Origin of the sequence: Providencia alcalifaciens (genome assembly GCF_020271745.1) — a bacterium.
Lineage (GTDB): Bacteria > Pseudomonadota > Gammaproteobacteria > Enterobacterales > Enterobacteriaceae > Providencia > Providencia alcalifaciens_B.
This window is the reverse complement of the sequence record NZ_CP084296.1, coordinates 1,356,228-1,379,009: the sequence shown is the minus strand read 5'-3', so window position 1 is coordinate 1,379,009 and position 22,782 is coordinate 1,356,228. Positions and strand designations below refer to the sequence as shown.

Genomic DNA, 22,782 nt, shown 5'->3' with positions numbered 1-22,782 from the left:
AGTCACCTCAGAAAGTCACACCAGAACAAAGAATGATATTAGCGTATGGTGAACATTCCCCTGTTCGGATCACGGCTTTGCTTTCATGAGTGCGTTGCTTGAAATGTTCATGACTGCAATAGATGACTTCAATGTGATTTCCCTGCTCCGCTTCCAATTCATGAAGATGACCTAAAATGGCTTTTTCCATTTGCGGATTTATTTTGCTGATTTCTTGAGCAAGTATCGCTTTTTCTACCTGCATTTCTTGGGTGATCACCCGCAAAACAGACATAAAATCCGGCAGTCCTTGCGTTACCGCTAGGTCGATACGTTCAGCGCTGGCAGGAATAGGTAAGCCGGCATCTCCCAGCGTGATATGGTCGGTGTGACCGAGTTTTGCAATCACGGAAGCAATATTTGAGTTAAGCAACATACCTTTCTTCATTCTTTACCACCGTTTTTAGTCTGTTTTTTCTACTTTTGGGTTTCAGCTCTGCATGAGCGAAACGTTTCGCTTATACAATAATAGTAAAGAACAGTCACAACTCAATGTTCTTATCTTGGTTTTGTGATCACTATCGAAACGTTTCGGTAGTCTATTTTTACGCAAAAAAAGCTAACCTATTGAATAAGTTGTCGCTGAATCGTTCCTGCTTAATTAATACTCAGTTGTTCATTCCCCCCCAAATTTGTTGCTCTTTATCCTAAATAACATCAAAGAAAAATCACAAAACTGATTGCACAATGAATAAAAGGACGGATAACCTAGCAATAGCTTGGTCAATAACCATCTCCCTCTAACCCTTAGACGAGTTATTTAGAGAAAAGGAACACCTTAATGCAATTAGCAGAACGGATAGCCCAATTAAGCAACTACCTTGAAGGTGGTTTGTATGAACGTCAGCAAGCTATTCGGTTGTGTTTGCTCGCCACGCTGAGTGGGGAAAGTGTGTTCTTGCTGGGACCTCCAGGGATAGCGAAAAGCTTAATTGCCCGACGCATGAAATATGCCTTCCGCCAAGCGAATGCGTTTGAATATTTAATGACGCGCTTTTCTACCCCCGAAGAAATTTTTGGACCGCTTTCCATTCAAGCCTTAAAAGATGAAGGGCGTTATGAGCGTTTAACCAAAGGATACCTGCCCGATGCGGAAGTGGTGTTTTTGGATGAGATTTGGAAAGCGGGTCCTGCCATCTTAAATACCTTACTAACCGCCATTAATGAGCGCAAATTCCGTAATGGGGATGAAGAGAAAAATATCCCAATGCGCTTGCTGGTCACGGCATCCAACGAGCTACCCGATGCGGATAATAGCCTTGAAGCGCTATTTGATAGGATGCTGCTACGAATTTGGCTAGACAAAGTGCAAGAGAAGCAAAATTTCCGCGCTCTACTGACTGGCAAATCTCAGCAAGAAGAGAATTTGGTTCCTGATCACCTAAAAATCAGTGAAGAAGAGTATCGTGAGTGGCAAAAAGAAATTCCCAAGGTTTCGCTGCCCGATCACTGTTTTGAATTAATTTACCAATTACGCCAACAAATTGATGCCACAGAGAAAAATTTGTATGTCTCTGATAGACGTTGGAAAAAAGCCGTTTATTTATTGCAGGCTAGCGCATTCTTTAATGGTCGAAGCTCCGTTTCTCCGTTGGATATTGTGCTGCTCAAAGATTGCCTATGGCACGATATGCAGTCAATGAACTTACTGCCGCAATTGATCAAGTCATTAGTACAAGAAGATGGTTGGCAACAGCGCAAATTCACGCGGGAAATTGAGCAGGTTTACCAACAGTGGATGTCATCCACCCAAGATCAAAATAACCAAGATGCGTTTAAGGTTTTAAAAAATAACGCGATGTTTGCGCGAAAAGCCTCTTATGTATTGCCTGATAATATTAGCGAAGGGCGTGTAACCCTATTTTTGCATCGCCCATTACAGCTACATAATATGAAAGTGACCTTTATTACCACCGAGAAAAAATCACTGGTAAATTTCCTTAATAAAGGCACCACCTTATCAGCTTATCTTAATGGGATTGGTTTCGCGCAAGAGCTAGCCGCTGAAGTGAATAATTTAAATCAGATCCAACTGCTAGATGTTAGCCATCAAGCATCAACCTTATATTTACAAGATAAAAACCCTACAGCGGCGTCGACAACCAATAATAAAGAGTGGCTAGATAAGCTTGATGCCATCCAAAACGAGATCCAAGGGGCAAAATACCAGTTTGAGAAGCAGCAACCTAACCTGTTTATCGAAGCACATTGGCTCGCGGATGTTGAAGAGAGCTTTATTAAGCTCAGCGATAAATTGACCCAGCTTCGCCAGCAGATCATGGGGAAAGTGGCTAATTCATTATGATGAGCTTAGCGACCCTCGAATTATTGCTTTCGGTGAATGAAAGCCAGCTAATTGAAGAGATTATTATTTCTCTTCTCGCCACCCCACAGCTGGCAGTTTTCTTTGAAAAACATCCTCGATTAAAAAAGGCGCTATTAAAAGATCTCTCCAGCTGGAAAAAAGATCTGAAACAGAAGCTGCAAGATGCGTTAGTTCCTCAGCAGCTTTCTGAAGAGTTTGGGCTATATCAGAAGTCACTCGGTATTCCCACTGATACATTTTTCACCCAATTGCCTGACGTGATAGCACGGCTCGAGCAATTAGATTCCCCGTTTTACCGTGAAGCCTTGCAACTGCAAAAGGGAAAAATTGAAAATCGCAGTGCGCGGCAATCTTTGATTGTTCAGCGTTGGCGTATTAGCTTGATTTTGCAGGTGACTACATTACATAAAGAACTCTTAGAGCAAGAAAAAGAGCAACTACTGGCGGAATTACAGCGCCGTTTAGCGCTGAGCGGGAATCTTGAGGATATCCTAGGGGAAAATGAGCGCTCTTCTGGGCGATTATGGGATCTGAGTAAAGGGTTTAGTAACCCAGCGTCTTATAATGATCAATTAATCGCTCGCTACAGTGATTTTTTGCGCCAGCAACCCGAGCTGGAAAAAATTGCTCAATTATTGGGGCGTAGCCAATCTGCCAAATCTATTCTTGATGACAATGTGATCCTTGAGCCGATGACGGTGATGGAAAAAGTTCCTGAAACCGTACCTGAGCAAGTGAATGGCTTAAACCAGAGTGACGATATTCTACGGTTATTACCGGCTGAGCTTGCGATGTTAGGGCTCGAAGATATTGAATTCGAGTTCTACCGCAAGTTATTAGAGAAGCAGCTTATTACCTATCGCTTACAAGGGGAAAGCTGGCAAGAACGCAAAGTTTTACGCCCAGTGACCCATCATCAACATGAAGAGCAGCCCAGAGGGCCATTTGTAGTATGTATCGATACTTCAGGTTCCATGGGTGGGATCAATGAACGCTGTGCAAAAGCATTCTGTCTCGCCTTAATGAAAATTGCACTGGCAGATAACCGTGCTTGCCATATCATGCTGTTTTCTACCGAAATTGTTCATTATGACCTTCTTTCTGCGGATGGCTTAGAACAGTGCATGCGCTTCTTGCATCAAACATTCCGAGGTGGAACCGACTTAGCAGCATGTTTGCAAGAAACAACGGTAAAATTGGAGTCAAAACAGTGGAGTGATGCCGATGCGGTTGTTATTTCGGACTTTGTGGCTCAACGCTTACCGGATGAGTTAATTCACAAAATTAAATCCCTTCAGAAGATTGGTAAATACCGCTTCCATGCGGTATCCGTCTCAAATTATGGGAAGCCCGGTATCATGAAGATATTTGATCATATCTGGCGCTTTGATACAGGGCTGAAAAGCCGACTACTGCGCCGTTTTAATCGCTAATTACAGCATATCTTCAACAGTTTCAGTCATTTCTGGTGACCAAACACCACACTGAACTTGACCGATATGTTGGCGTTGCAGCAGTAACATCACTAAGCGAGATTGACCAATACCACCACCGATAGACTGTGGCATTTCACCTTTGACTAACGCTTGGTGCCATTCCAGCTCCATACGTTTTTCATCACCCGTTAATCCGAGTTGGCGAGTTAAGCATTCAGGACTTACACGGATCCCCATTGAAGAGATTTCAAATGCATCTTGTAATACTGGGTTCCAAACAATGATGTCACCGTTTAAGCCTTTGAATCCATCTTCGTTTTCAGTTGTCCAGTCATCGTAGTCTGGTGCACGCACATCGTGGGATTCACCGCTTGATAGTTTTCCGCCGATGCCGATTAAGAATACCGCCCCCAATTCTTTCGCAATCGCACGTTCACGGCCTTTTGCGTCTAAGTCAGGGTAACGTTTTAGCAGTTCTTCACTGTGGATAAAGTGAATTTGGTCTGGCAGGAACGGTGCCAGTCCAAATTCTTTACTTACGGCAGCTTCTGTTTCTTTTATTGCCTTATAGATTTTACCCACTGTCTGCTTCAGATAAGGAAGCGTACGATCCTCATCTGCCATCACTTTTTCCCAATCCCACTGGTCAACATAGACAGAGTGGATTGGGGTTAAGCGATCCTCGTCCGGACGTAACGCTTTCATGTGTGTGTACAGACCTTGACCTTCGCTGAAACCAAAACGACCTAAGGTTTTGCGTTTCCATTTAGCCAAAGAGTGAACCACTTCAAACGTTGCACCAGGAATTGATTTCACTTTTACTTGAACGGCTTTTTCGCAGCCTGATAAGTTATCTTGTGTACCATCACCTAAACGGCTCAGGATAGGACCTTGAACTTCAATTAAGCCAAGCTCTTTTTCAAGTAAACGTGAGAAATAGGATTTAACAAAACTGATTTGTTGCTGATGTTCGATAAATGACTTGTCCATAATATTACCCATAATTTGTTAGCTGTAATTAGCCGATGTGTAGATTAAGCAACAAAATGAGGTATAAATTCAATATCCATCATTAAAAAAAGCCTTTACTGTTTATTTTGATTAAAAAAATGGGTATAAAAATGAATAATCATCAAAATGAGGGTTAAAAAATGCCAGAAAATTATCAAATCGATAATCTCGATCGTGACATACTTCACGAATTAATGGCCAATGCACGTACACCTTATGCAGAACTTGCCAAAAAATTCTCGGTCAGTCCCGGAACTATTCATGTGCGAGTGGAAAAAATGAAGCAGGCTGGGATCATAAAAGGAACCCGTATCGATATTAGCGCAAAACAGTTAGGTTTTGATGTCTGCTGCTTTATAGGGATCATTTTAAAAAGTGCCAAGGATTATCATACCGCCCTCAAAAAGTTGGATGCTTTAGAGGAAGTGGTAGAGGTTTACTATACAACAGGCCAATACAGTATCTTTATTAAAGTAATGTGCCGCTCGATAGATTCTCTTCAAGATGTACTTATCAACAAAATTCAGACTATCGATGAAATACAATCAACCGAAACGCTGATCTCCTTACAGAACCCGATCATGCGAACGATCACCCCGTAGAAAAAAAATGATATAACCACATTATCCACAGGTAGATCCCAGCTCATTCACAGCGTACAATAGCGCCCTATTAATGTGAAAGAGAGTGACCATGAGCGTAACAAAAGTAACCTTAATTAGTGGCAGTACCATGGGCAGTGCCGAATATGTTGCAGAGCATATGGCAGAGATTTTAGAAGAACTCGGCTATGAAACAGATATACAGCACGGCCCTGAACTGGATGACTTACCACTAGAAGGGTTATGGCTGGTGGTGAGCTCAACACACGGCGCAGGGGATCTTCCCGAAAATATCCAACCTTTAGCACAAGCAATCCAATCTCAGTCACCAGACCTAAGCAAGATCAAGTATGGGGCGGTGGGGATTGGCAGTTCGGAATATGATACTTTTTGTGGTGCGATCCATACTCTTGATACCTTATTACAGGATCATGGTGCAAAAAGGATCGGTGACTGCTTCGAAATTGATGTGCAGCAACACGAAATTCCTGAAGATCCCGCAGGTGTTTGGGTTAAAATTTGGGCAAACGAACTCTGATTTGTTCAATATAACAGCAAACAACTGTGGATAACTCCGGTAAGATCATGGTATTAACCGGTAGTTATCCAGATTATAAGTTTTAGGTCGTCCAAGGCCTGTGCATAAGTACCTGTTTTGATCCCAGCTTATACGCAAAAGGATCACGGATCATTCACAGTATATGATCCTTTACACTTTGATGATCTTTAAAGTGAAAATTCACTTATCCACAGAAACTGGTGATCCTAATAAAAGATCTAATAAAGAGATCTTTAAATAAAAAAGATCTTTATATTATATAGGCGAGAGGTCAGGGCTTGGTCTCTCCATCAAACTTGAGTAGAATTCACTCCTCAAATGCAGAATCCGCATTTTCTAACGTTAAGGTTCACACATGTTTTATCCAGAGCAATTTGACGTCATCGTAATTGGTGGTGGTCATGCCGGTACTGAGGCAGCAATGGCAGCTGCACGTATGGGGCGTCAAACCCTATTACTGACTCACAATATTGATACATTGGGCCAGATGTCTTGCAACCCAGCCATCGGTGGGATCGGTAAGGGACATCTGGTAAGAGAAATTGATGCCCTCGGTGGTTTAATGGCTACCGCAACTGACAAAGCGGGTATTCAATTTAGAACACTCAATGCAAGTAAAGGCCCAGCTGTTCGTGCAACTCGAGCACAAGCAGACCGCGTGCTATATCGCCAAGCCGTTAGAACTGCATTAGAGAACCAACCAAACTTAATGATCTTCCAACAACCAGTTGAAGATCTGATTGTTGAAAATAACCGAGTTACCGGTGCTGTTACCCGCATGGGCTTAAAATTTAAAGCCAAAGCGGTGGTATTAACCGTCGGTACTTTCCTTGATGGAAAAATTCATATCGGTTTAGAAAACTACAGTGGTGGTCGTGCAGGTGATCCACCAGCAATTACGTTATCTCAACGTTTAAGAGAATTGCCATTACGTGTAAATCGCTTAAAAACAGGTACACCACCACGTATTGATGCAAGAACTATTGATTTCAGTCAGTTAGCTCAACAGCTAGGTGATGACCCAATGCCAGTTTTCTCATTTTTAGGTTCTCAAGAGCAGCATCCACAGCAAGTGCCTTGCTACATCACCTATACCAATGAGCAAACCCACGATGTGATCCGTAATAACTTAGATCGCAGCCCAATGTATGCCGGGATCATCGAAGGGATCGGTCCTCGTTACTGCCCTTCGATTGAAGATAAAGTCATGCGTTTTGCGGATAAAAACGCTCACCAGATCTTCCTAGAGCCAGAAGGCTTAACGAGCAACGAAATTTACCCAAACGGGATCTCCACCAGCTTACCATTTGATGTTCAAATGAAAATTGTTCATTCCATGAAGGGAATGGAGAATGCAAGGATCGTTCGTCCTGGTTATGCTATTGAGTACGATTTCTTTGACCCTCGCGATCTAAAACAAACTCTCGAAAGCAAATTTATCGAAGGCTTGTTCTTTGCAGGTCAAATCAACGGTACAACAGGTTACGAAGAAGCGGCGGCTCAAGGCTTATTAGCGGGTCTTAACGCAGCACAACACGCATTTGACCTCGAAGGTTGGTTCCCTCGTCGTGACCAAGCCTATGTAGGCGTATTAGTTGACGATCTGTGCACATTAGGGACTAAAGAACCGTACCGTATGTTCACTTCCCGAGCGGAATACCGCTTGATGCTACGTGAAGATAACGCAGATTTACGTTTAACCGAAAAAGGACGTGAATTAGGTCTCGTGGATGATGTTCGTTGGGAACATTTCAACCGCAAAGTTGAAATGATCGAAAAAGAGCGTCAACGCTTAAAAGATATCTGGGTTCACCCTAAATCTGATAACCATGAAGAAATAGACCAAATTTTAACCGTTCCATTATCGAAAGAAGCGAATGGCGAAGATTTACTGCGTCGCCCTGAAATGACGTATCAAATGCTAACCTCGTTGAATTTGTTTGCTCCAGGAGTTGAAGATCCTCAAGCGGCAGATCAAGTTGAAATTCAAGTGAAATACGAAGGTTACATTGCTCGTCAGCAAGAAGAGATCGAACGTCAGCTGCGTAATGAAAATACCTTACTTCCAGTTGATTTAGACTATAAGCAAGTGAAAGGCTTATCTAACGAAGTCATGGCGAAACTGAATGACCACAAACCAACATCAATTGGTCAAGCCTCTCGTATTTCAGGGATCACACCAGCAGCAATTTCAATTCTGTTAGTGTGGCTCAAAAAACAAGGCATGCTGCGTCGGAGTGCATAATATGGATTTACTCAGCAGACTGACAAAGCTATTGGCAAAAGCCGATATCCAATTGACTGACAAGCAAAAACAACAGTTAGTCGATTATGTCGGTTTATTGCACAAATGGAATAAAGCGTACAACTTAACGTCGGTACGTGAGCCTGAACAAATGTTAGTTCGTCACATCATGGACAGCATCGTGGTGAACGATCACCTTAAGGGTGACAAGTTCATCGATGTAGGAACGGGCCCAGGGCTTCCTGGCGTTCCTTTAGCCATTGTTCGACCGGATGCTCACTTTGTTTTACTAGATAGCTTAGGGAAGCGCATACGCTTCCTGAAACAAGTTCAACATGAGTTAGGGCTAACTAACATTGAGCCTGTTCAATCTCGAGTGGAAGAGTATCCTGTTGAAGATGGATTTGATGGCGTAATTAGCCGAGCTTTTGCATCACTCAACGATATGCTGAGTTGGTGCCACCATCTTCCTGCGAGGGAAGGGCGCTTTTATGCGCTAAAAGGTGTCGTTCGTGATGAAGAACTTACACAGCTGCCTGAAGGCTTTGAAGTTGAATCTATAACAGAGCTAAAAATTCCGGAATTGGACGAACAACGCCACTTGGTTAAATTATTCAAAAAATAACGTAGTTTTTAGTAAAATTATTTTATCTTTTAGAGCGGTAGCCGTACATTTACAATGTTACGGCTATTTTTATATATAATTAAAATAAAGATAATTTAAATTCACTTATTATTTACAGAATATTAACGAATATATATCAAAAATAATCACATTAATGGTAATAATATTCCTAATCTAATATTCTTACTAAATCGTTTTAGCATTAATAATGAAATATCCAAATTATCATTTCATTTTTTTGTTTAAAAAATAACTAATTTAATTATTTGATTTATGGCTTAAAACAGGGGTTCTAACCAGATAAAGAGTGTGGTTATTAATCAGGAGGTAATATTTGTTGTGATCTTAATCACATAAAGTTATTTTTAGGCGACGAATCGTTAATAAATTATTAATCCCACCTGTCTTAATTCTGCGCTATCTCGAAAAAATTAAATATTTATTCACCTTTTCGCTACTTACTGATTGAATTCATTTCGCCTGCCCGTATAATTTGCACGTTTTTGTCTCTTGACACATTTAAGCAAAGGCAGTTTTATTACAACCCTTAGCGTTTCTTAGGCTGAGAGAGCTGGGAGTACACAAAGTTATGTCTGTTTCCCTTTATGGCAGTAATGCTTCTAAGCAACTGTCTATTCAGTTAATAACTTTTGTAATCCTCAGTGGGGCTTTCTGTGCAAATAGTATAGAATGGGGGGCCTCTGCTCTTGCTGGTGGGTTAGCATGCTGGTTACCTAATATCGTATTTATGCTGCTATCACGCTTTGAAAAAGCAAAAGAAGAGGATGAACCTGTCCGCATTGCCTGGTTCTTTGCATTAGGAGCAGGGTTAAAGGTTGTGACAACTATTACTGTCTTAGTTGTTGCTTTTGGTGTGTTTAAAGCGTCAATAACACCACTGGGTTTGACCTATTTAGCGGTGCTGATTGTTCAGATTGTTGCACCAGCCGTTGTAAAACGGTAAGTATTTTTAAACTACAAAAGGGTAAGAGGCATCATGTCTGCATCAGGAGAAGTGATGACTACAAATGAGTACATAGGTCACCATCTGAGAAACCTTCAGTTGGATCTACGTACCTTTGAGTTGGTCGATCCCCACGCTAGTCCAACGTTTTGGGCGTTAAACATTGACTCGCTTTTTTTCTCAGTAGTTCTCGGGGCTTTATTCCTGTGGCTATTTAGAAAAGTTGCAGCCAATGCGACTAGTGGCGTACCCGGTAAGTTACAGACTGCAATAGAACTGATCATTGGTTTCGTTGATAACTCAGTCCGTGATATGTATCACGGAAAGAGCAAAGTTATTGCCCCTCTGGCATTAACGGTGTTCGTCTGGGTATTTTTAATGAACCTTCTGGATCTACTTCCAATTGATTTCATCCCATACATCGGTGAGCACTACTTAGGTTTACCTGCTCTGCGTATTGTTCCAACCGCAGATGTGAGTATCACGATGTCGATGGCAATTGGTGTGTTTATCCTAATAATCTTTTACAGCATCAAGATGAAAGGAATTGGCGGATTCACGAAAGAGCTCACTATGCAGCCTTTCAACCATCCGGTATTTATCCCTGTAAACTTGATTCTTGAAGGGGTTAGCCTGCTGTCAAAACCTGTATCACTCGGTCTGCGACTGTTTGGTAACATGTATGCAGGTGAATTGATCTTTATTCTTATCGCGGCTCTGCTTCCGTGGTGGTCACAGTGGTTGTTAAGCCTGCCTTGGGCTATCTTCCACATACTGATTATTACGCTACAAGCCTTTATTTTTATGGTTCTGACTGTTGTCTATCTGTCGATGGCTTCTGAAGAGCACTAATTTTATTAATCAATAATTGTATTAACTGAAACAAACTGGAGACTGTCATGGAAAACCTGAGTATGGATCTGCTGTACATGGCTGCCGCTATTATGATGGGTTTAGCGGCGATCGGTGCTGCGATCGGTATCGGCATCCTAGGTGGTAAATTTTTAGAAGGCGCTGCTCGTCAGCCAGATTTAATTCCTCTGCTGCGTACACAGTTCTTTATCGTAATGGGTCTGGTCGATGCTATTCCGATGATTGCTGTTGGTCTGGGCTTATATGTAATGTTCGCTGTTGCCTAATTAACGTTCGGCACACATTAAGAACATTAACTAACTAATAAATAAGAGGTATTGTCTGTGAATCTAAATGCAACAATCCTCGGCCAGGCTATCGCGTTTGTCCTGTTTGTTTTGTTCTGTATGAAGTATGTATGGCCACCGATTATGGCGGCCATAGAAAAACGTCAAAAAGAAATTGCTGACGGTTTATCTTCCGCAGAACGTGCTAAAAAGAACCTGGAACTGGCGCAAACCGACGCAACCGACCGACTGAAAAAAGCGAAAGCTGAAGCTCAAATCATCATTGAACAAGCGAATAAACAACGCACTCAAATGATTGATGAAGCTAAAGCGGAAGCAGAAGCAGAACGTGCAAAAATCGTAGCACAAGCGCAAGCTGAAATTGATGCTGAGCGTAAACGTGCACGTGAAGAGTTACGTAAACAGGTTGCGATGCTTGCTATCGCAGGTGCCGAGAAGATCATCGAACGTTCCGTGGATGAAGCTGCTAACAGCGACATCGTTGATAAACTAGTCGCTGAACTGTAAGGAGGGAGGGGCATGTCTGAAATCGCTACTGTAGCTCGCCCCTACGCCAAAGCAGCTTTTGACTTTGCTGTGGAAAACCAATCTGTTGCTAAATGGCAGGAAATGCTGGCCTTCACCTCTGAGGTGACGCGCAATGAACAGGTTGGTGAGCTGCTTTCTGGTTCTATTGCACCAGAAACATTAGCTAAAACGTTTATCTCTGTTTGTGGAGATGAAATTGACGAGCATGTTCAAAATCTGATTCGTGTTATGGCGGAAAACGGTCGTTTAACAACGATGCCAGAAGTATTAGCTCAATTTATCCAATTGCGCGATACGCTGGAATCAACTGTTGAAGTTGATGTTCTTTCTGCGAACGAACTGAGTGAACAGCAGTCAGCTAAAATTTCTGCCGCGATGGAAAAACGTCTGTCACGCAAAGTTAAGCTGAATTGCAAAATTGACAAGTCTGTTATTGCTGGAGTGATCATTCGTGCGGGAGACCTCGTTATTGACGGTAGTGTCCGCGGTCGCTTAGAGCGTTTAACTGACGTCTTGCAGTCTTAAGGGGACTGGAGCATATGCAACTGAATTCCACCGAAATCAGCGAACTGATCAAACAGCGTATTGCTCAGTTCGATGTTGTGAGTGAAGCTCACAATGAAGGTACGATTGTTTCCGTTAACGACGGTATCATTCGTATTCACGGTTTAGCCGAAGTCATGCAGGGTGAAATGATCGCACTGCCTGGCAACCGTTACGCAATTGCACTGAACTTAGAGCGTGACTCTGTTGGTGCGGTTGTTATGGGTCCTTATGCTGACTTAGCAGAAGGCATGAAAGTTAAATGTACTGGTCGTATTCTTGAAGTTCCAGTAGGCCGTGGCCTGTTAGGACGTGTAGTGAATACACTGGGTCAACCAATTGATGGTAAAGGTCCTGTTGAGCACGATGGCTTCTCTCCTGTAGAAGTTATTGCTCCGGGTGTTATCGATCGTCAATCCGTTGATCAACCTGTACAGACTGGTTATAAATCAGTCGATGCGATGATTCCAATCGGCCGTGGCCAGCGTGAGCTTGTCATCGGTGACCGTCAAACTGGTAAAACAGCTCTGGCGATCGATGCAATCATCAACCAGCGTGATTCTGGCATCAAATGTGTTTACGTTGCTATCGGACAGAAAGCATCAACTATCTCTAACGTAGTACGTAAACTGGAAGAACACGGCGCTCTGGAAAACACTATCGTTGTTGTTGCAACTGCATCTGAATCAGCTGCACTGCAATACTTAGCACCATACTCTGGTTGCGCGATGGGTGAATATTTCCGTGACCGCGGTGAAGATGCCCTGATCGTTTATGATGACCTGTCTAAACAGGCTGTCGCATACCGTCAAATTTCACTGTTGCTGCGTCGTCCACCAGGACGTGAAGCATACCCAGGTGATGTTTTCTATCTGCACTCCCGTTTACTTGAGCGTGCTGCTCGCGTTAACGCTGACTACGTAGAAGCATTCACGAAAGGTGAAGTGAAAGGTCAAACTGGTTCATTGACTGCTCTGCCAATCATTGAAACTCAAGCGGGTGACGTTTCTGCATTCGTACCAACAAACGTAATTTCGATTACTGATGGTCAGATCTTCCTGGAATCTAACCTGTTTAACTCTGGTATTCGTCCAGCGGTTAACCCAGGTATTTCAGTATCTCGTGTTGGTGGTGCTGCTCAGACTAAAATCATTAAGAAACTGTCTGGTGGTATCCGTACAGCACTAGCTCAATACCGTGAACTGGCAGCGTTTGCTCAGTTTGCTTCCGACCTCGATGACGCAACTCGTAAACAGTTGAGCCACGGTCAGAAAGTAACTGAACTGCTGAAACAGAAACAGTATGCACCAATGTCAGTAGCAGAGCAGGCACTGTCTCTGTTCGCTGCAGAACGTGGATATCTGGACGATGTTGAGTTAGCAAAAATTGGTGCATTCGAAGCTGCATTAGTTTCATTTGCACAGCGCGAGCATGCTGACCTTATGAACGAAATTGGTCTGGCGGGCAAATATAACGATGATATCGAAGCTAAGTTGAATAAACTGCTCGAATCATTCAAAGCCACCCAGTCCTGGTAATACTATTCGGCCCGTGAATTTTTATGGGCCGTCTGGTTAATAAGGAGAAGCAGAAATGGCCGGCGCAAAAGAGATACGTTCCAAGATTGGAAGCGTGCAAAACACGCAGAAGATCACTAAAGCGATGGAAATGGTCGCGGCGTCCAAAATGCGTAAAACGCAGGAACGCATGGCGGCCAGCCGTCCTTATGCAGAAACCATGCGCAGTGTGATTGGTCACCTTGCATTAGGTAATCTGGAATATAAGCACCCATATCTCGAAGAGCGCGAAGTTAAGCGCGTCGGGTATTTGGTTGTTTCAACAGACCGTGGTCTGTGTGGTGGTTTGAACGTTAACCTGTTCAAAAAACTGCTGGCAGACATGAAAACGTGGTCTGAGAAAAACGTTCAGGTTGATTTGGCTTTAATCGGTTCTAAAGCGGTAGCATTCTTCGGTTCTGTAGGCGGCAATGTCGTTTCACAAGTAACCGGAATGGGGGATAACCCAACCCTTTCTGACCTGATTGGCCCAGTTAACTCTATGCTACAAGCCTATGATGAAGGGCGTTTAGATAAACTGTATGTGGTGAACAATAAGTTCGTCAATACAATGTCTCAAGAGCCAACGATTCTTCAGTTACTGCCATTGCCTGCAAGCGATGACGAAACGCTGAAGAAGAAATCTTGGGATTATTTATATGAACCCGATCCTAAGGCGTTGCTGGATACCCTGCTGCGTCGTTATATCGAGTCGCAGGTTTATCAGGGCGTCGTTGAAAACCTAGCTAGTGAGCAGGCCGCTCGAATGGTAGCGATGAAAGCCGCTACAGATAACGGTGGAAACCTGATCAAAGAGTTGCAGTTGGTTTACAACAAAGCTCGTCAGGCCAGCATTACTCAGGAACTGACCGAGATCGTTTCTGGTGCTGCCGCGGTTTAACAGCTAGGTTTACGAATTACGTAGAGGATTCAAGATGGCTACTGGAAAGATTATCCAGGTAATCGGCGCCGTTGTGGACGTCGAGTTCCCTCAAGATAACGTACCAAAAGTGTACGATGCTCTTGAGGTTATTAACGGTAAAGAAAAACTGGTGTTGGAAGTTCAACAGCAGTTAGGTGGTGGTGTTGTCCGTTGTATCGCAATGGGTACATCAGACGGTCTGAGCCGTGGTTTAGAAGTTGTAAACCTAGAGCACCCAATCGAAGTACCAGTCGGTAAAGCAACACTGGGACGTATCATGAACGTTCTGGGTGAACCAATCGACATGAAAGGTGATATCGGCGAAGAAGAGCGCTGGTCTATTCACCGTGCTGCACCAAGCTACGAAGAGTTAGCTAACTCAACTGAACTGCTGGAAACCGGTATCAAAGTAATGGACTTAATCTGCCCATTCGCGAAAGGTGGTAAAGTAGGTCTGTTCGGTGGTGCGGGTGTTGGTAAAACAGTAAACATGATGGAACTGATCCGTAACATCGCGATTGAACACTCAGGTTACTCAGTGTTTGCCGGTGTTGGTGAGCGTACCCGTGAAGGTAACGACTTCTATCATGAAATGACCGACTCAAACGTTCTGGATAAAGTATCACTGGTTTATGGCCAGATGAACGAGCCACCAGGAAACCGTCTGCGTGTTGCGCTGACTGGTCTGACTATGGCTGAAAAATTCCGTGACGAAGGTCGTGACGTACTGCTGTTCGTTGACAACATTTATCGTTATACACTGGCAGGTACTGAAGTATCAGCACTGTTAGGTCGTATGCCATCAGCGGTAGGTTACCAACCAACGCTGGCGGAAGAGATGGGTGTTCTGCAAGAACGTATTACCTCAACTCAAACTGGTTCTATCACTTCCGTACAAGCGGTATACGTACCAGCGGATGACTTGACTGACCCATCACCAGCAACCACCTTTGCTCACTTAGACGCAACCGTAGTTCTGAGCCGTCAAATCGCATCTCTGGGTATCTACCCTGCGGTTGACCCTCTGGATTCTACCAGCCGTCAATTAGACCCACTGGTAGTTGGTCAAGAGCACTATGATGTTGCTCGTGGCGTTCAGTCTATTCTGCAACGTTACCAAGAACTGAAAGATATCATTGCAATTCTGGGTATGGATGAACTGTCTGAAGAAGACAAACTGGTTGTTGCTCGTGCTCGTAAGATCCAGCGCTTCCTGTCTCAACCATTCTTCGTTGCAGAAGTCTTTACCGGTTCACCAGGTAAGTTCGTTTCTCTGAAAGACACTATCCGTGGCTTCAGCGGCATCCTGAACGGTGATTACGACCACCTGCCAGAACAAGCGTTCTACATGGTTGGTACCATTGAAGAAGCTGTGGAAAAAGCGAAAAAGCTTTAATCCATCTGACGAGAGGTTGATATGGTAGCTGCAATGACATACTACCTGAAAGTAGTAAGCGCGGAAAAACAGATGTTTGAAGGCTTAGTACAAAAAATTCAGGTGACAGGTAGTGAAGGTGAGTTGGGGATTTATCCGCAGCATACCCCGCTGCTGACTGCCATAAAACCGGGCATGGTACGCATTACGAAGCAGTTTGGTGAAGAAGAACTAATTTACCTCTCCGGCGGTATCTTAGAAGTTCAACCAACAGGTGTTATCGTACTCGCTGATACAGCGATCCGTGGTAAAGATTTAGACGAAGCTCGTGCAGTGGAAGCTAAACGCAAAGCGGAAGAACATGTCCGCAAAGCACACGGCGATGTTGATTATGCTCAGGCATCAGCAGAACTTGCAAAAGCAATAGCGAAACTTCGAGTTATCGAGTTAACTAAAAAGCTTATGTAATGATAGCAATATAGAAAAAGCCAGTTAGTTTGACTAACTGGCTTTTTTATTTGTGCGAAATATGTAGTAATTTATACAGGAAATAGGTTTACTTTCACCCCAAAGTTGGAGTTTCAGGAAAATATGACTGTGCAAAGAAAAAGTGTCGTGATTTTAGCTGCCGGTAAAGGCACACGGATGTATTCAGACTTACCTAAAGTTCTGCATTTACTCGCAGGTAAACCAATGGTTCAGCATGTGATTGATACTGCGAAATCAATCGGTGCGTCGGATATTCATCTGGTATACGGACATGGCGGCGATTTACTGAAAGAAAAACTGGGTGAACAAAACCTCAATTGGGTTCTGCAAGCGGAGCAACTGGGCACCGGTCACGCGATGCAGCAAGCCGCTCCACACTTCCAAGATGACGAAGACATTGTCATGCTTTATGGCGATGTACCGCTGATTGCCAAAGACACATTACAACGACTGGTAGAAGCTAAGCCGGAAGGTGGCATTGGCTTACTCACTGTTATCCTAGATAACCCCGCCGGTTATGGTCGCATTATTCGCGAAAACGGCGAAGTCGTTGGTATCATCGAGCAAAAAGATGCCAGTGAAGAACAGCGTAAAATCCAAGAAATTAACACCGGTATTATGGTCGCAAGCGGCAAAGACTTTAACCGCTGGCTGAGCCAACTGAACAATAACAATGCCCAAGGTGAATACTACATCACCGACATTATTGCTCTTGCCCATAAAGAAGGTAACAAAATTGCGACCGTTCATCCAAGCCATCTCAGTGAAATGGAAGGGGTCAATAACCGTCTGCAATTAGCTGCGTTAGAGCGCATCTACCAAAAAGAACAAGCTGAAAAATTACTGTTAGCGGGTGTGATGCTGATTGACCCTGCGCGTTTTGATATTCGCGGAACCTTAACTCACGGTCGCGATGTGGTGATCGACACCAATGTGATCATCGAAGGTAACGTAACACTGGGTAATAATGTTCAGATCCAAACTGGCTGCGTACTGAAAAACTGTGTGATTGGCGATAACTCAATTATCAGCCCATACTCAGTGATTGAAAATTCCGAATTATCCACGGAATGTACTGTTGGACCTTTCGCTCGTTTACGTCCAGGTGCTAAATTAGCGGCGAAATCCCATGTGGGTAATTTTGTTGAAATGAAGAATGCCACGTTGGGCTTAGGCTCTAAAGCAGGTCACTTAAGCTATCTGGGGGATGCTCAGATTGGTGATAACGTGAACATTGGTGCTGGTACCATTACGTGCAACTATGATGGTGCGAATAAATTTAAAACGGTCATTGGTGATGATGTATTTGTGGGTTCAGACACACAATTAGTCGCACCAGTGAATATTGCAAATGGTGCGACCATTGGCGCAGGTACCACAGTCACTCGAGATATTAACGAAGGTGAGCTGGTGGTTAGCCGCGTGAAACAGACACACATTAAAAACTGGCAGCGCCCAGTAAAGAAAAAATAAGTAAATAAAACATAAGTAAATATAGAGGAGAGATATTCAAGTCTCTCCTATTATTGGTTATTAGAGAATTATCTATTAACGAATTAGCTATCTAAGAATTAGCAGTATAAGTAATGTCGGTCAGTATTTTTTAATATAAAAATCGCTACAAAGTAGCAAACAAAACAATAAAATTCCCCGTTTCTACAAGGCTGGGGAACAGTGAAAGCTGAACAATAATCAGGTTGCGACAATAAGAGGGGAAATAACCCCTTTATTTAGGAATAACTTATATGTGTGGAATTGTTGGTGCTGTCGCACAACGTGATATTGCAGAAATTCTGTTAGAAGGTCTTCGCCGTTTAGAATACCGTGGTTATGACTCTGCGGGTATGGCGGTGGTTGATCATGAAGGTCATCTGCAACGCTTACGTGAAGTTGGTAAAGTACAAATGCTAGCGGAAGAAGCAGAAAAGCACCCAGTTTCTGGTGGAACAGGTATCGCGCATACCCGCTGGGCGACTCATGGTATTCCAAGCGAGCGTAACGCTCACCCTCATACCTCGGGCTATATTGCCGTTGTTCATAACGGAATTATCGAAAACTATTTAGAACTGAAAGAAGAGCTGAAAAAACTAGGCTATATCTTTAGTTCAGACACTGACACTGAAGTGATTGCGCACCTTGTTCATCATGAACAGCAGCAAGGTGGCACATTACTGGAAGTGGTTCAGCGCGTGATCCCGCAATTACGTGGCGCTTATGGCACCGTGATTATGGATAGCCGCAACCCAGAATTATTAGTCGCAGCACGCTCAGGTAGCCCGTTGGTTATCGGTTTGGGTGTTGGCGAAAACTTCTTAGCTTCTGACCAACTGGCATTATTGCCTGTGACTCGCCGTTTTATCTACTTAGAAGAAGGGGATATTGCGGAAGTTACTCGTCGCACTGTGCGTATTTTTGATAAGCAAGGCGCGCCAGTTGAACGTGAGCAAATCGAATCGAATGTTCAATACGATGCAGGTGATAAAGGCGCATACCGCCATTACATGCAAAAAGAGATCTATGAACAGCCGATGGCGATTAAAAACACCCTCGAAGGGCGTTTTAACCAAGATAATGGTATCGACCTTAGCGAATTAGGTCCAAAAGCCAGCGAAATTTTGTCCAAAGTTGACCATATCCAAATCGTTGCCTGCGGAACCTCGTACAACGCAGGTATGGTTGCGCGTTACTGGTTTGAATCACTGGCGGGTATCCCTTGCGACGTGGAAATTGCGTCTGAATACCGTTACCGCAAACCAGCACACCGTAAAGGCAGTTTGATGATCACCATTTCCCAATCAGGGGAAACGGCGGATACCTTAGCCGCTCTGCGCTTGTCTAAAGAACTGGGTTACTTAACGTCTCTGGCGATTTGTAATGTTGGCGCATCTTCATTAGTCCGCGAATCTGAATTTTCGCTGATGACTAAAGCGGGCGCGGAAATTGGCGTTGCTTCCACCAAAGCATTCACAACTCAGTTAACGGTATTGTTGATGCTGGTGGCGTATATGGGACGCCTGAAAGGGGCAAACCCAGAACTGGAAGAGCGTATTGCTCATGCGCTTCATGCACTGCCTGCGCGTATTGAAAGCATGCTGTCTCAAGATAAAGTAATTGAAGCGTTAGCTGAAGATTTCTCAGACAAAAACCACGCGCTGTTCTTAGGCCGTGGCGATCAGTTCCCTATCGCTGTTGAAGGCGCACTGAAACTGAAAGAGATTTCGTATATCCACGCCGAAGCGTATGCAGCGGGCGAATTAAAACATGGCCCATTAGCGTTAATTGATGCGGATATGCCAGTTATCATCGTTGCACCGAACAACGAATTGTTAGAAAAACTGAAATCTAACATTGAAGAAGTTCGCGCGCGTGGTGGTTTGCTGTATGTGTTCGCTGACCAAGATGCTGGCTTTGTGGCAAGCGAAAACATGAAAATTGTTTCCCTGCCGCATGTGGAAGAGTTAATCGCGCCAATTTTCTACACCGTTCCTCTGCAACTGCTTTCTTACCATGTTGCGTTAATCAAAGGAACTGACGTCGATCAGCCGCGTAACTTGGCAAAATCAGTGACCGTTGAGTAATCTCGCACTGATTTAAAAATCCAGCCGGTGTCCTGTAAAAGTACACCGGCTTTTTATTGCCCCTATATTTCTATTCGCCACTAAAATTCCCTCTCTGAACGATAACAATTCAATTTTATTTAGTTGCTTGTGTATGCATCTATTCGCTATCAATTTCACGTATACTTAATTTTCTTGATGCAGTATTGAGCAATAATAAACAACAATAAAAATCAGCAGAAGGCGACGTGGATGGCAGACATAGAATGGTTGAGTGCGGTTGTCATCGCAATCACAATAGGGTTTTGGGCGACAGGAAAACTACCAGAATATTTAGTCGCATTACTGTTTTTAGCGGCAGCGGCGTGTTTACATTTAGCACCAACCAATGTGATTTTCTCTGGCTTTACCTCAGAAGCATTTTGGCTAGTTTTAAGCGGCTTCATTCTTGGGTTTGCTATCAATAAAGTCGGGCTGGCGGAGCGTATTGCTCAGCATATCTCAGGACGCTTCACGAGTTCATGGTTAAAATTAATTGTTGGCGTGGTGATCCTGGCTTATGGGTTGGCATTTATTATGCCGTCGAATATGGGGCGAATTGCGTTACTGATGCCGATTGTGATGGCAATAGCGGATAAAGTCGGGCTAGAAAGTGGCAGTCGAGGGCGTATCGGGTTAGCGTTGGCGGTGGGTTTCGGTACCTTCCAACTTTCTGCTACTGTGTTGCCTGCGAACGTGCCCAACCTCGTCATGGCGGGGGCGATAGAAACCACGTATCACCTGAAACTTTCCTACTTGAATTACCTGTTCCTGCACATGCCAATCTTGGGGTTGATTAAAGGCGCGTTGGTGGTGCTGTGTATCTATTTTCTGTTTCCTGCCAAATTGCAGCAGGTGGTTGAGCAAAAAACCTTACCGCCAATGAGCCGCGATGAAAAAAAGCTCGGTATTGTGCTAGCGGTTACGCTACTTTTTTGGATCACGGATACCACTCACGGTATTTCACCGGCATGGGTGGGATTAGTCGCGGCATGTTTTTGCTTGCTACCTAAAGTCGGTTTTGTCACCAATGATGAGTTTGTTAAAGCCGTGAATATCCGTACTTGTATTTATGTCGCAGGGATTTTGAGCCTTGCAACATTGGTGAGTTATTCTAACGTTGGAATGGTGGTTGGTACTTACTTACAAAAGATGCTGCCACTTGATCCGAATAGCCCATTTATGGATTTTGGTAGTTTAGTGGGACTGACCAGCGGCTTAAACTTTGTAGTAACGGCAAACGGTGTTCCTGCACTGTATACCCCGTTAGCGGAATCTCTCTCTAATGCCACGGGCTTACCGCTGATTGCGGTTCTAATGGTACAAGTCATCGGTTATTCGACCCCCTTATTGCCTTATCAAGCTTCCCCGATTGTTGTTGCGATGGGAATGGGCAAAGTACCTTTAATGGATGGGGTAAGGCTGTGTCTGATCTTGTTTATTTTGACCTTTTTCCTCTTGGTGCCGCTGGATTATTTCTGGTTTAAATTGCTGGGCGTGATCCCGTAGTGAAAAAGGTCGGCATTGTAAAAATGCTGACCTTTTTCAATGAAGCATGGTGGTATTAAGAGGAGCTAAGTAACTCAATGCATGCCCCTTTAAATAAAACCATGCTGTTTGGCTCACTATTTTCAGTGATCAAAATCTCGCTACTGTTTTTGATCATTTTCCACTCGGTTGGGGTGAGTAAGCGGGTGGACTGCAATTCATCAAAACGCCCCAGTAGTGAAATTTCCCCTGTTACCTTGTCCTTAGCCCAAATCATTGCATTTTCCAGATGACTTTCTGGTAATGGATATTGGCTGTTCCATTCCAATTGAAGGCGTGATTTTCCAGGTTTATCCCCTTTGTATGCCATCAGTACAAAATGGTCATTTCTCTCTTGAGATGACATGGTAGCGATATAGCTCGGAGTGGCAACTTGAGGGGTTGGTTGCAGTAGTATCACGCTGGAAAAAACAAACAAAAAGAGAGAACACCCCCATGGGATAAGTGACCATTTATATCGCCAAATATGGCGATAAAACGGCATTTTTTCTTTTTTACTGATCACGGATTCGATATCTTTCCATACCCATGATGGTGGCTTATCTACTGCCATTGGTTCTAGCCTATAAAGGTATGCATGCCACTGTGCGACTAATTCCGCCCAAGAGGTATCGTTAGCCATCAAGGATTCTAAGCGCTTTTTGGTGTTGGTTGATAATGTGCCGAGCACATACTGGCTCACCAAATGCTCGCGTATGGCTGGGTTGCTATAACGAAGCGGTGTTAGGCGCTTATGCATTGTTTTAGCTCCTTTAAGCCTCGTCGTATCCATGATTTGATAGTACCAAGAGGGTGAGCAAGGCGTTTCACGATTTCTTCATGAGAATAACCATGAATATAAGCAAGCTTGATGGCTTGCTGTTTTTCAGTAGTGAGCGAGAGAAAACAACGGTCGAGCTTTCGTGAATCCTCAGAAACAGGGTCATCAATAGCAATATCTGAAGAGAGTTCGATATCTTCAAACTTCGGCATTCTCCCCTGTTTTCTGACATGATCTATTGCTAAATTACGCATTAATTGACAGCACCATGCCCAAGGCGATATCACGTAATGGCTCGATGCAGAGAACCAGATCTTGAGATATCCTTCATGCAGGAGATCCGCTGCTATGTCACGATCGGCGACGATATTGACCAACAGCCCATATAGCTTACGATTTGTTAGTCCATAAAATCGCTCAAAAGCGTGCTGATCTCCCAGTTTTATCTGCGAAAATAACGTTTCTAGCTCATTGTTTTCTGCGCTCACATTCACCTCA

The 22,782-nt window shown here is 43.7% G+C and carries 22 protein-coding genes; 18 read left to right on the top strand and 4 right to left on the bottom strand.

Translation table 11 applies throughout. The features are described 5' to 3' along the window. Nucleotides 1-7 precede the first annotated feature (7 nt). Nucleotides 8-427 carry a D-ribose pyranase gene (gene rbsD / locus LDO51_RS06335; RefSeq protein WP_225576753.1) on the bottom strand — a complete coding sequence of 140 codons (420 nt, stop codon included), beginning with the start codon at nucleotides 425-427 and terminating at the stop codon, nucleotides 8-10. Nucleotides 428-820: 393 nt separating this feature from the next. On the opposite strand from rbsD, the gene ravA reads away from it, so the two are divergent. Together ravA and viaA are read left to right on the top strand one after the other, a co-directional pair. Beyond that, nucleotides 821-2,344 carry an ATPase RavA gene (gene ravA, locus LDO51_RS06330; protein ID WP_225576752.1) on the top strand — a complete coding sequence of 508 codons (1,524 nt, stop codon included), beginning with the start codon at nucleotides 821-823 and terminating at the stop codon, nucleotides 2,342-2,344. Next, nucleotides 2,341-3,798, top strand: a complete 1,458-nt coding sequence (gene viaA, locus LDO51_RS06325) for an ATPase RavA stimulator ViaA (RefSeq protein WP_225576751.1) — start codon at nucleotides 2,341-2,343, stop codon at nucleotides 3,796-3,798. Before ravA ends, viaA begins: the two co-directional genes overlap by 4 nt. On the opposite strand, the gene asnA is transcribed toward viaA, so the two are convergent. Further along, nucleotides 3,799-4,791 (bottom strand): aspartate--ammonia ligase, encoded by a 993-nt coding sequence (gene asnA, locus LDO51_RS06320; RefSeq protein ID WP_225576750.1) that lies wholly within the window; start codon nucleotides 4,789-4,791, stop codon nucleotides 3,799-3,801. 161 nt (nucleotides 4,792-4,952) lie between these two features. Here asnA and asnC point away from each other — a divergent pair, with 161 nt between their 5' ends. The 16 genes from asnC (at nucleotide 4,953) to LDO51_RS06240 (ending at nucleotide 21,485) form a co-directional block, all read left to right on the top strand. Next, nucleotides 4,953-5,414: a transcriptional regulator AsnC gene (asnC, locus tag LDO51_RS06315; RefSeq protein WP_225576749.1), complete on the top strand. Its 462-nt coding sequence runs from the start codon at nucleotides 4,953-4,955 to the stop codon at nucleotides 5,412-5,414. 91 nt (nucleotides 5,415-5,505) lie between these two features. Beyond that, complete coding sequence (mioC, locus tag LDO51_RS06310; RefSeq protein WP_225576748.1) at nucleotides 5,506-5,952, top strand: FMN-binding protein MioC; 447 nt, start codon at nucleotides 5,506-5,508, stop codon at nucleotides 5,950-5,952. Nucleotides 5,953-6,328: 376 nt separating this feature from the next. After that, nucleotides 6,329-8,218: a tRNA uridine-5-carboxymethylaminomethyl(34) synthesis enzyme MnmG gene (mnmG, locus tag LDO51_RS06305; protein WP_154637901.1), complete on the top strand. Its 1,890-nt coding sequence runs from the start codon at nucleotides 6,329-6,331 to the stop codon at nucleotides 8,216-8,218. 1 nt (nucleotide 8,219) lies between these two features. Continuing rightward, on the top strand, nucleotides 8,220-8,843 hold the full coding sequence (rsmG, locus tag LDO51_RS06300; RefSeq protein ID WP_225576747.1) for a 16S rRNA (guanine(527)-N(7))-methyltransferase RsmG: 624 nt from the start codon (nucleotides 8,220-8,222) through the stop codon (nucleotides 8,841-8,843). Between the two features lie 589 nt (nucleotides 8,844-9,432). After that, a complete protein-coding gene (gene atpI, locus LDO51_RS06295) occupies nucleotides 9,433-9,807 on the top strand; it encodes a F0F1 ATP synthase subunit I (protein WP_036950608.1) in 375 nt (124 codons plus the stop codon). 33 nt (nucleotides 9,808-9,840) lie between these two features. Then, nucleotides 9,841-10,659 (top strand): F0F1 ATP synthase subunit A, encoded by an 819-nt coding sequence (atpB, locus tag LDO51_RS06290; RefSeq protein WP_006660652.1) that lies wholly within the window; start codon nucleotides 9,841-9,843, stop codon nucleotides 10,657-10,659. Nucleotides 10,660-10,706: 47 nt separating this feature from the next. Continuing rightward, a complete protein-coding gene (atpE, locus tag LDO51_RS06285; RefSeq protein WP_004246596.1) occupies nucleotides 10,707-10,946 on the top strand; it encodes a F0F1 ATP synthase subunit C in 240 nt (79 codons plus the stop codon). A gap of 57 nt (nucleotides 10,947-11,003) precedes the next feature. Further along, nucleotides 11,004-11,474, top strand: a complete 471-nt coding sequence (gene atpF, locus LDO51_RS06280) for a F0F1 ATP synthase subunit B (RefSeq protein ID WP_036950611.1) — start codon at nucleotides 11,004-11,006, stop codon at nucleotides 11,472-11,474. 12 nt (nucleotides 11,475-11,486) lie between these two features. After that, nucleotides 11,487-12,020: a F0F1 ATP synthase subunit delta gene (gene atpH, locus LDO51_RS06275; RefSeq protein WP_224059677.1), complete on the top strand. Its 534-nt coding sequence runs from the start codon at nucleotides 11,487-11,489 to the stop codon at nucleotides 12,018-12,020. Between the two features lie 14 nt (nucleotides 12,021-12,034). Beyond that, entirely contained in the window at nucleotides 12,035-13,576 is a 1,542-nt protein-coding gene (gene atpA / locus LDO51_RS06270; RefSeq protein WP_132496978.1) for a F0F1 ATP synthase subunit alpha, read from the top strand. Between the two features lie 55 nt (nucleotides 13,577-13,631). Further along, nucleotides 13,632-14,495 carry a F0F1 ATP synthase subunit gamma gene (atpG, locus tag LDO51_RS06265; protein ID WP_006660648.1) on the top strand — a complete coding sequence of 288 codons (864 nt, stop codon included), beginning with the start codon at nucleotides 13,632-13,634 and terminating at the stop codon, nucleotides 14,493-14,495. Between the two features lie 34 nt (nucleotides 14,496-14,529). Next, nucleotides 14,530-15,912, top strand: a complete 1,383-nt coding sequence (gene atpD, locus LDO51_RS06260) for a F0F1 ATP synthase subunit beta (RefSeq protein WP_006660647.1) — start codon at nucleotides 14,530-14,532, stop codon at nucleotides 15,910-15,912. 21 nt (nucleotides 15,913-15,933) lie between these two features. Continuing rightward, nucleotides 15,934-16,359 carry a F0F1 ATP synthase subunit epsilon gene (locus tag LDO51_RS06255; protein ID WP_006660646.1) on the top strand — a complete coding sequence of 142 codons (426 nt, stop codon included), beginning with the start codon at nucleotides 15,934-15,936 and terminating at the stop codon, nucleotides 16,357-16,359. Between the two features lie 123 nt (nucleotides 16,360-16,482). After that, nucleotides 16,483-17,853, top strand: a complete 1,371-nt coding sequence (glmU, locus tag LDO51_RS06250) for a bifunctional UDP-N-acetylglucosamine diphosphorylase/glucosamine-1-phosphate N-acetyltransferase GlmU (protein ID WP_225576746.1) — start codon at nucleotides 16,483-16,485, stop codon at nucleotides 17,851-17,853. A gap of 272 nt (nucleotides 17,854-18,125) precedes the next feature. Then, the gene (gene glmS / locus LDO51_RS06245) at nucleotides 18,126-19,958 is read left to right on the top strand and encodes a glutamine--fructose-6-phosphate transaminase (isomerizing) (RefSeq protein WP_225576745.1); all 1,833 of its coding nucleotides are present in this window, start codon (nucleotides 18,126-18,128) and stop codon (nucleotides 19,956-19,958) included. A 231-nt stretch (nucleotides 19,959-20,189) separates the two neighbouring features. Beyond that, nucleotides 20,190-21,485, top strand: coding sequence for an SLC13 family permease (locus LDO51_RS06240; protein ID WP_225576744.1), 1,296 nt, complete (start codon nucleotides 20,190-20,192; stop codon nucleotides 21,483-21,485). 55 nt (nucleotides 21,486-21,540) lie between these two features. On the opposite strand, the gene LDO51_RS06235 is transcribed toward LDO51_RS06240, so the two are convergent. Together LDO51_RS06235 and LDO51_RS06230 are read right to left on the bottom strand one after the other, a co-directional pair. Beyond that, nucleotides 21,541-22,263, bottom strand: coding sequence for a hypothetical protein (locus LDO51_RS06235; RefSeq protein ID WP_225576743.1), 723 nt, complete (start codon nucleotides 22,261-22,263; stop codon nucleotides 21,541-21,543). Further along, complete coding sequence (locus LDO51_RS06230) at nucleotides 22,248-22,772, bottom strand: sigma-70 family RNA polymerase sigma factor (protein WP_225576742.1); 525 nt, start codon at nucleotides 22,770-22,772, stop codon at nucleotides 22,248-22,250. Before LDO51_RS06230 ends, LDO51_RS06235 begins: the two co-directional genes overlap by 16 nt. Between the last annotated feature and the right edge of the window lie 10 nt (nucleotides 22,773-22,782).

Coding starts and splice junctions, on each gene's coding strand:
- atpG (WP_006660648.1), top strand. CDS start 13,632: ATGGCCGGCGCAAAAGAGATACGTTCCAAGATTGGAAGCGTGCAAAAC.
- viaA (WP_225576751.1), top strand. CDS start 2,341: ATGATGAGCTTAGCGACCCTCGAATTATTGCTTTCGGTGAATGAAAGC.
- rsmG (WP_225576747.1), top strand. CDS start 8,220: ATGGATTTACTCAGCAGACTGACAAAGCTATTGGCAAAAGCCGATATC.
- atpH (WP_224059677.1), top strand. CDS start 11,487: ATGTCTGAAATCGCTACTGTAGCTCGCCCCTACGCCAAAGCAGCTTTT.
- atpD (WP_006660647.1), top strand. CDS start 14,530: ATGGCTACTGGAAAGATTATCCAGGTAATCGGCGCCGTTGTGGACGTC.
- LDO51_RS06240 (WP_225576744.1), top strand. CDS start 20,190: ATGGCAGACATAGAATGGTTGAGTGCGGTTGTCATCGCAATCACAATA.
- mnmG (WP_154637901.1), top strand. CDS start 6,329: ATGTTTTATCCAGAGCAATTTGACGTCATCGTAATTGGTGGTGGTCAT.
- rbsD (WP_225576753.1), bottom strand. CDS start 427: ATGAAGAAAGGTATGTTGCTTAACTCAAATATTGCTTCCGTGATTGCA.
- glmS (WP_225576745.1), top strand. CDS start 18,126: ATGTGTGGAATTGTTGGTGCTGTCGCACAACGTGATATTGCAGAAATT.
- ravA (WP_225576752.1), top strand. CDS start 821: ATGCAATTAGCAGAACGGATAGCCCAATTAAGCAACTACCTTGAAGGT.
- atpI (WP_036950608.1), top strand. CDS start 9,433: ATGTCTGTTTCCCTTTATGGCAGTAATGCTTCTAAGCAACTGTCTATT.
- mioC (WP_225576748.1), top strand. CDS start 5,506: ATGAGCGTAACAAAAGTAACCTTAATTAGTGGCAGTACCATGGGCAGT.
- glmU (WP_225576746.1), top strand. CDS start 16,483: ATGACTGTGCAAAGAAAAAGTGTCGTGATTTTAGCTGCCGGTAAAGGC.
- asnC (WP_225576749.1), top strand. CDS start 4,953: ATGCCAGAAAATTATCAAATCGATAATCTCGATCGTGACATACTTCAC.
- asnA (WP_225576750.1), bottom strand. CDS start 4,791: ATGGACAAGTCATTTATCGAACATCAGCAACAAATCAGTTTTGTTAAA.
- LDO51_RS06255 (WP_006660646.1), top strand. CDS start 15,934: ATGGTAGCTGCAATGACATACTACCTGAAAGTAGTAAGCGCGGAAAAA.
- atpA (WP_132496978.1), top strand. CDS start 12,035: ATGCAACTGAATTCCACCGAAATCAGCGAACTGATCAAACAGCGTATT.
- atpE (WP_004246596.1), top strand. CDS start 10,707: ATGGAAAACCTGAGTATGGATCTGCTGTACATGGCTGCCGCTATTATG.
- atpB (WP_006660652.1), top strand. CDS start 9,841: ATGTCTGCATCAGGAGAAGTGATGACTACAAATGAGTACATAGGTCAC.
- LDO51_RS06235 (WP_225576743.1), bottom strand. CDS start 22,263: ATGCATAAGCGCCTAACACCGCTTCGTTATAGCAACCCAGCCATACGC.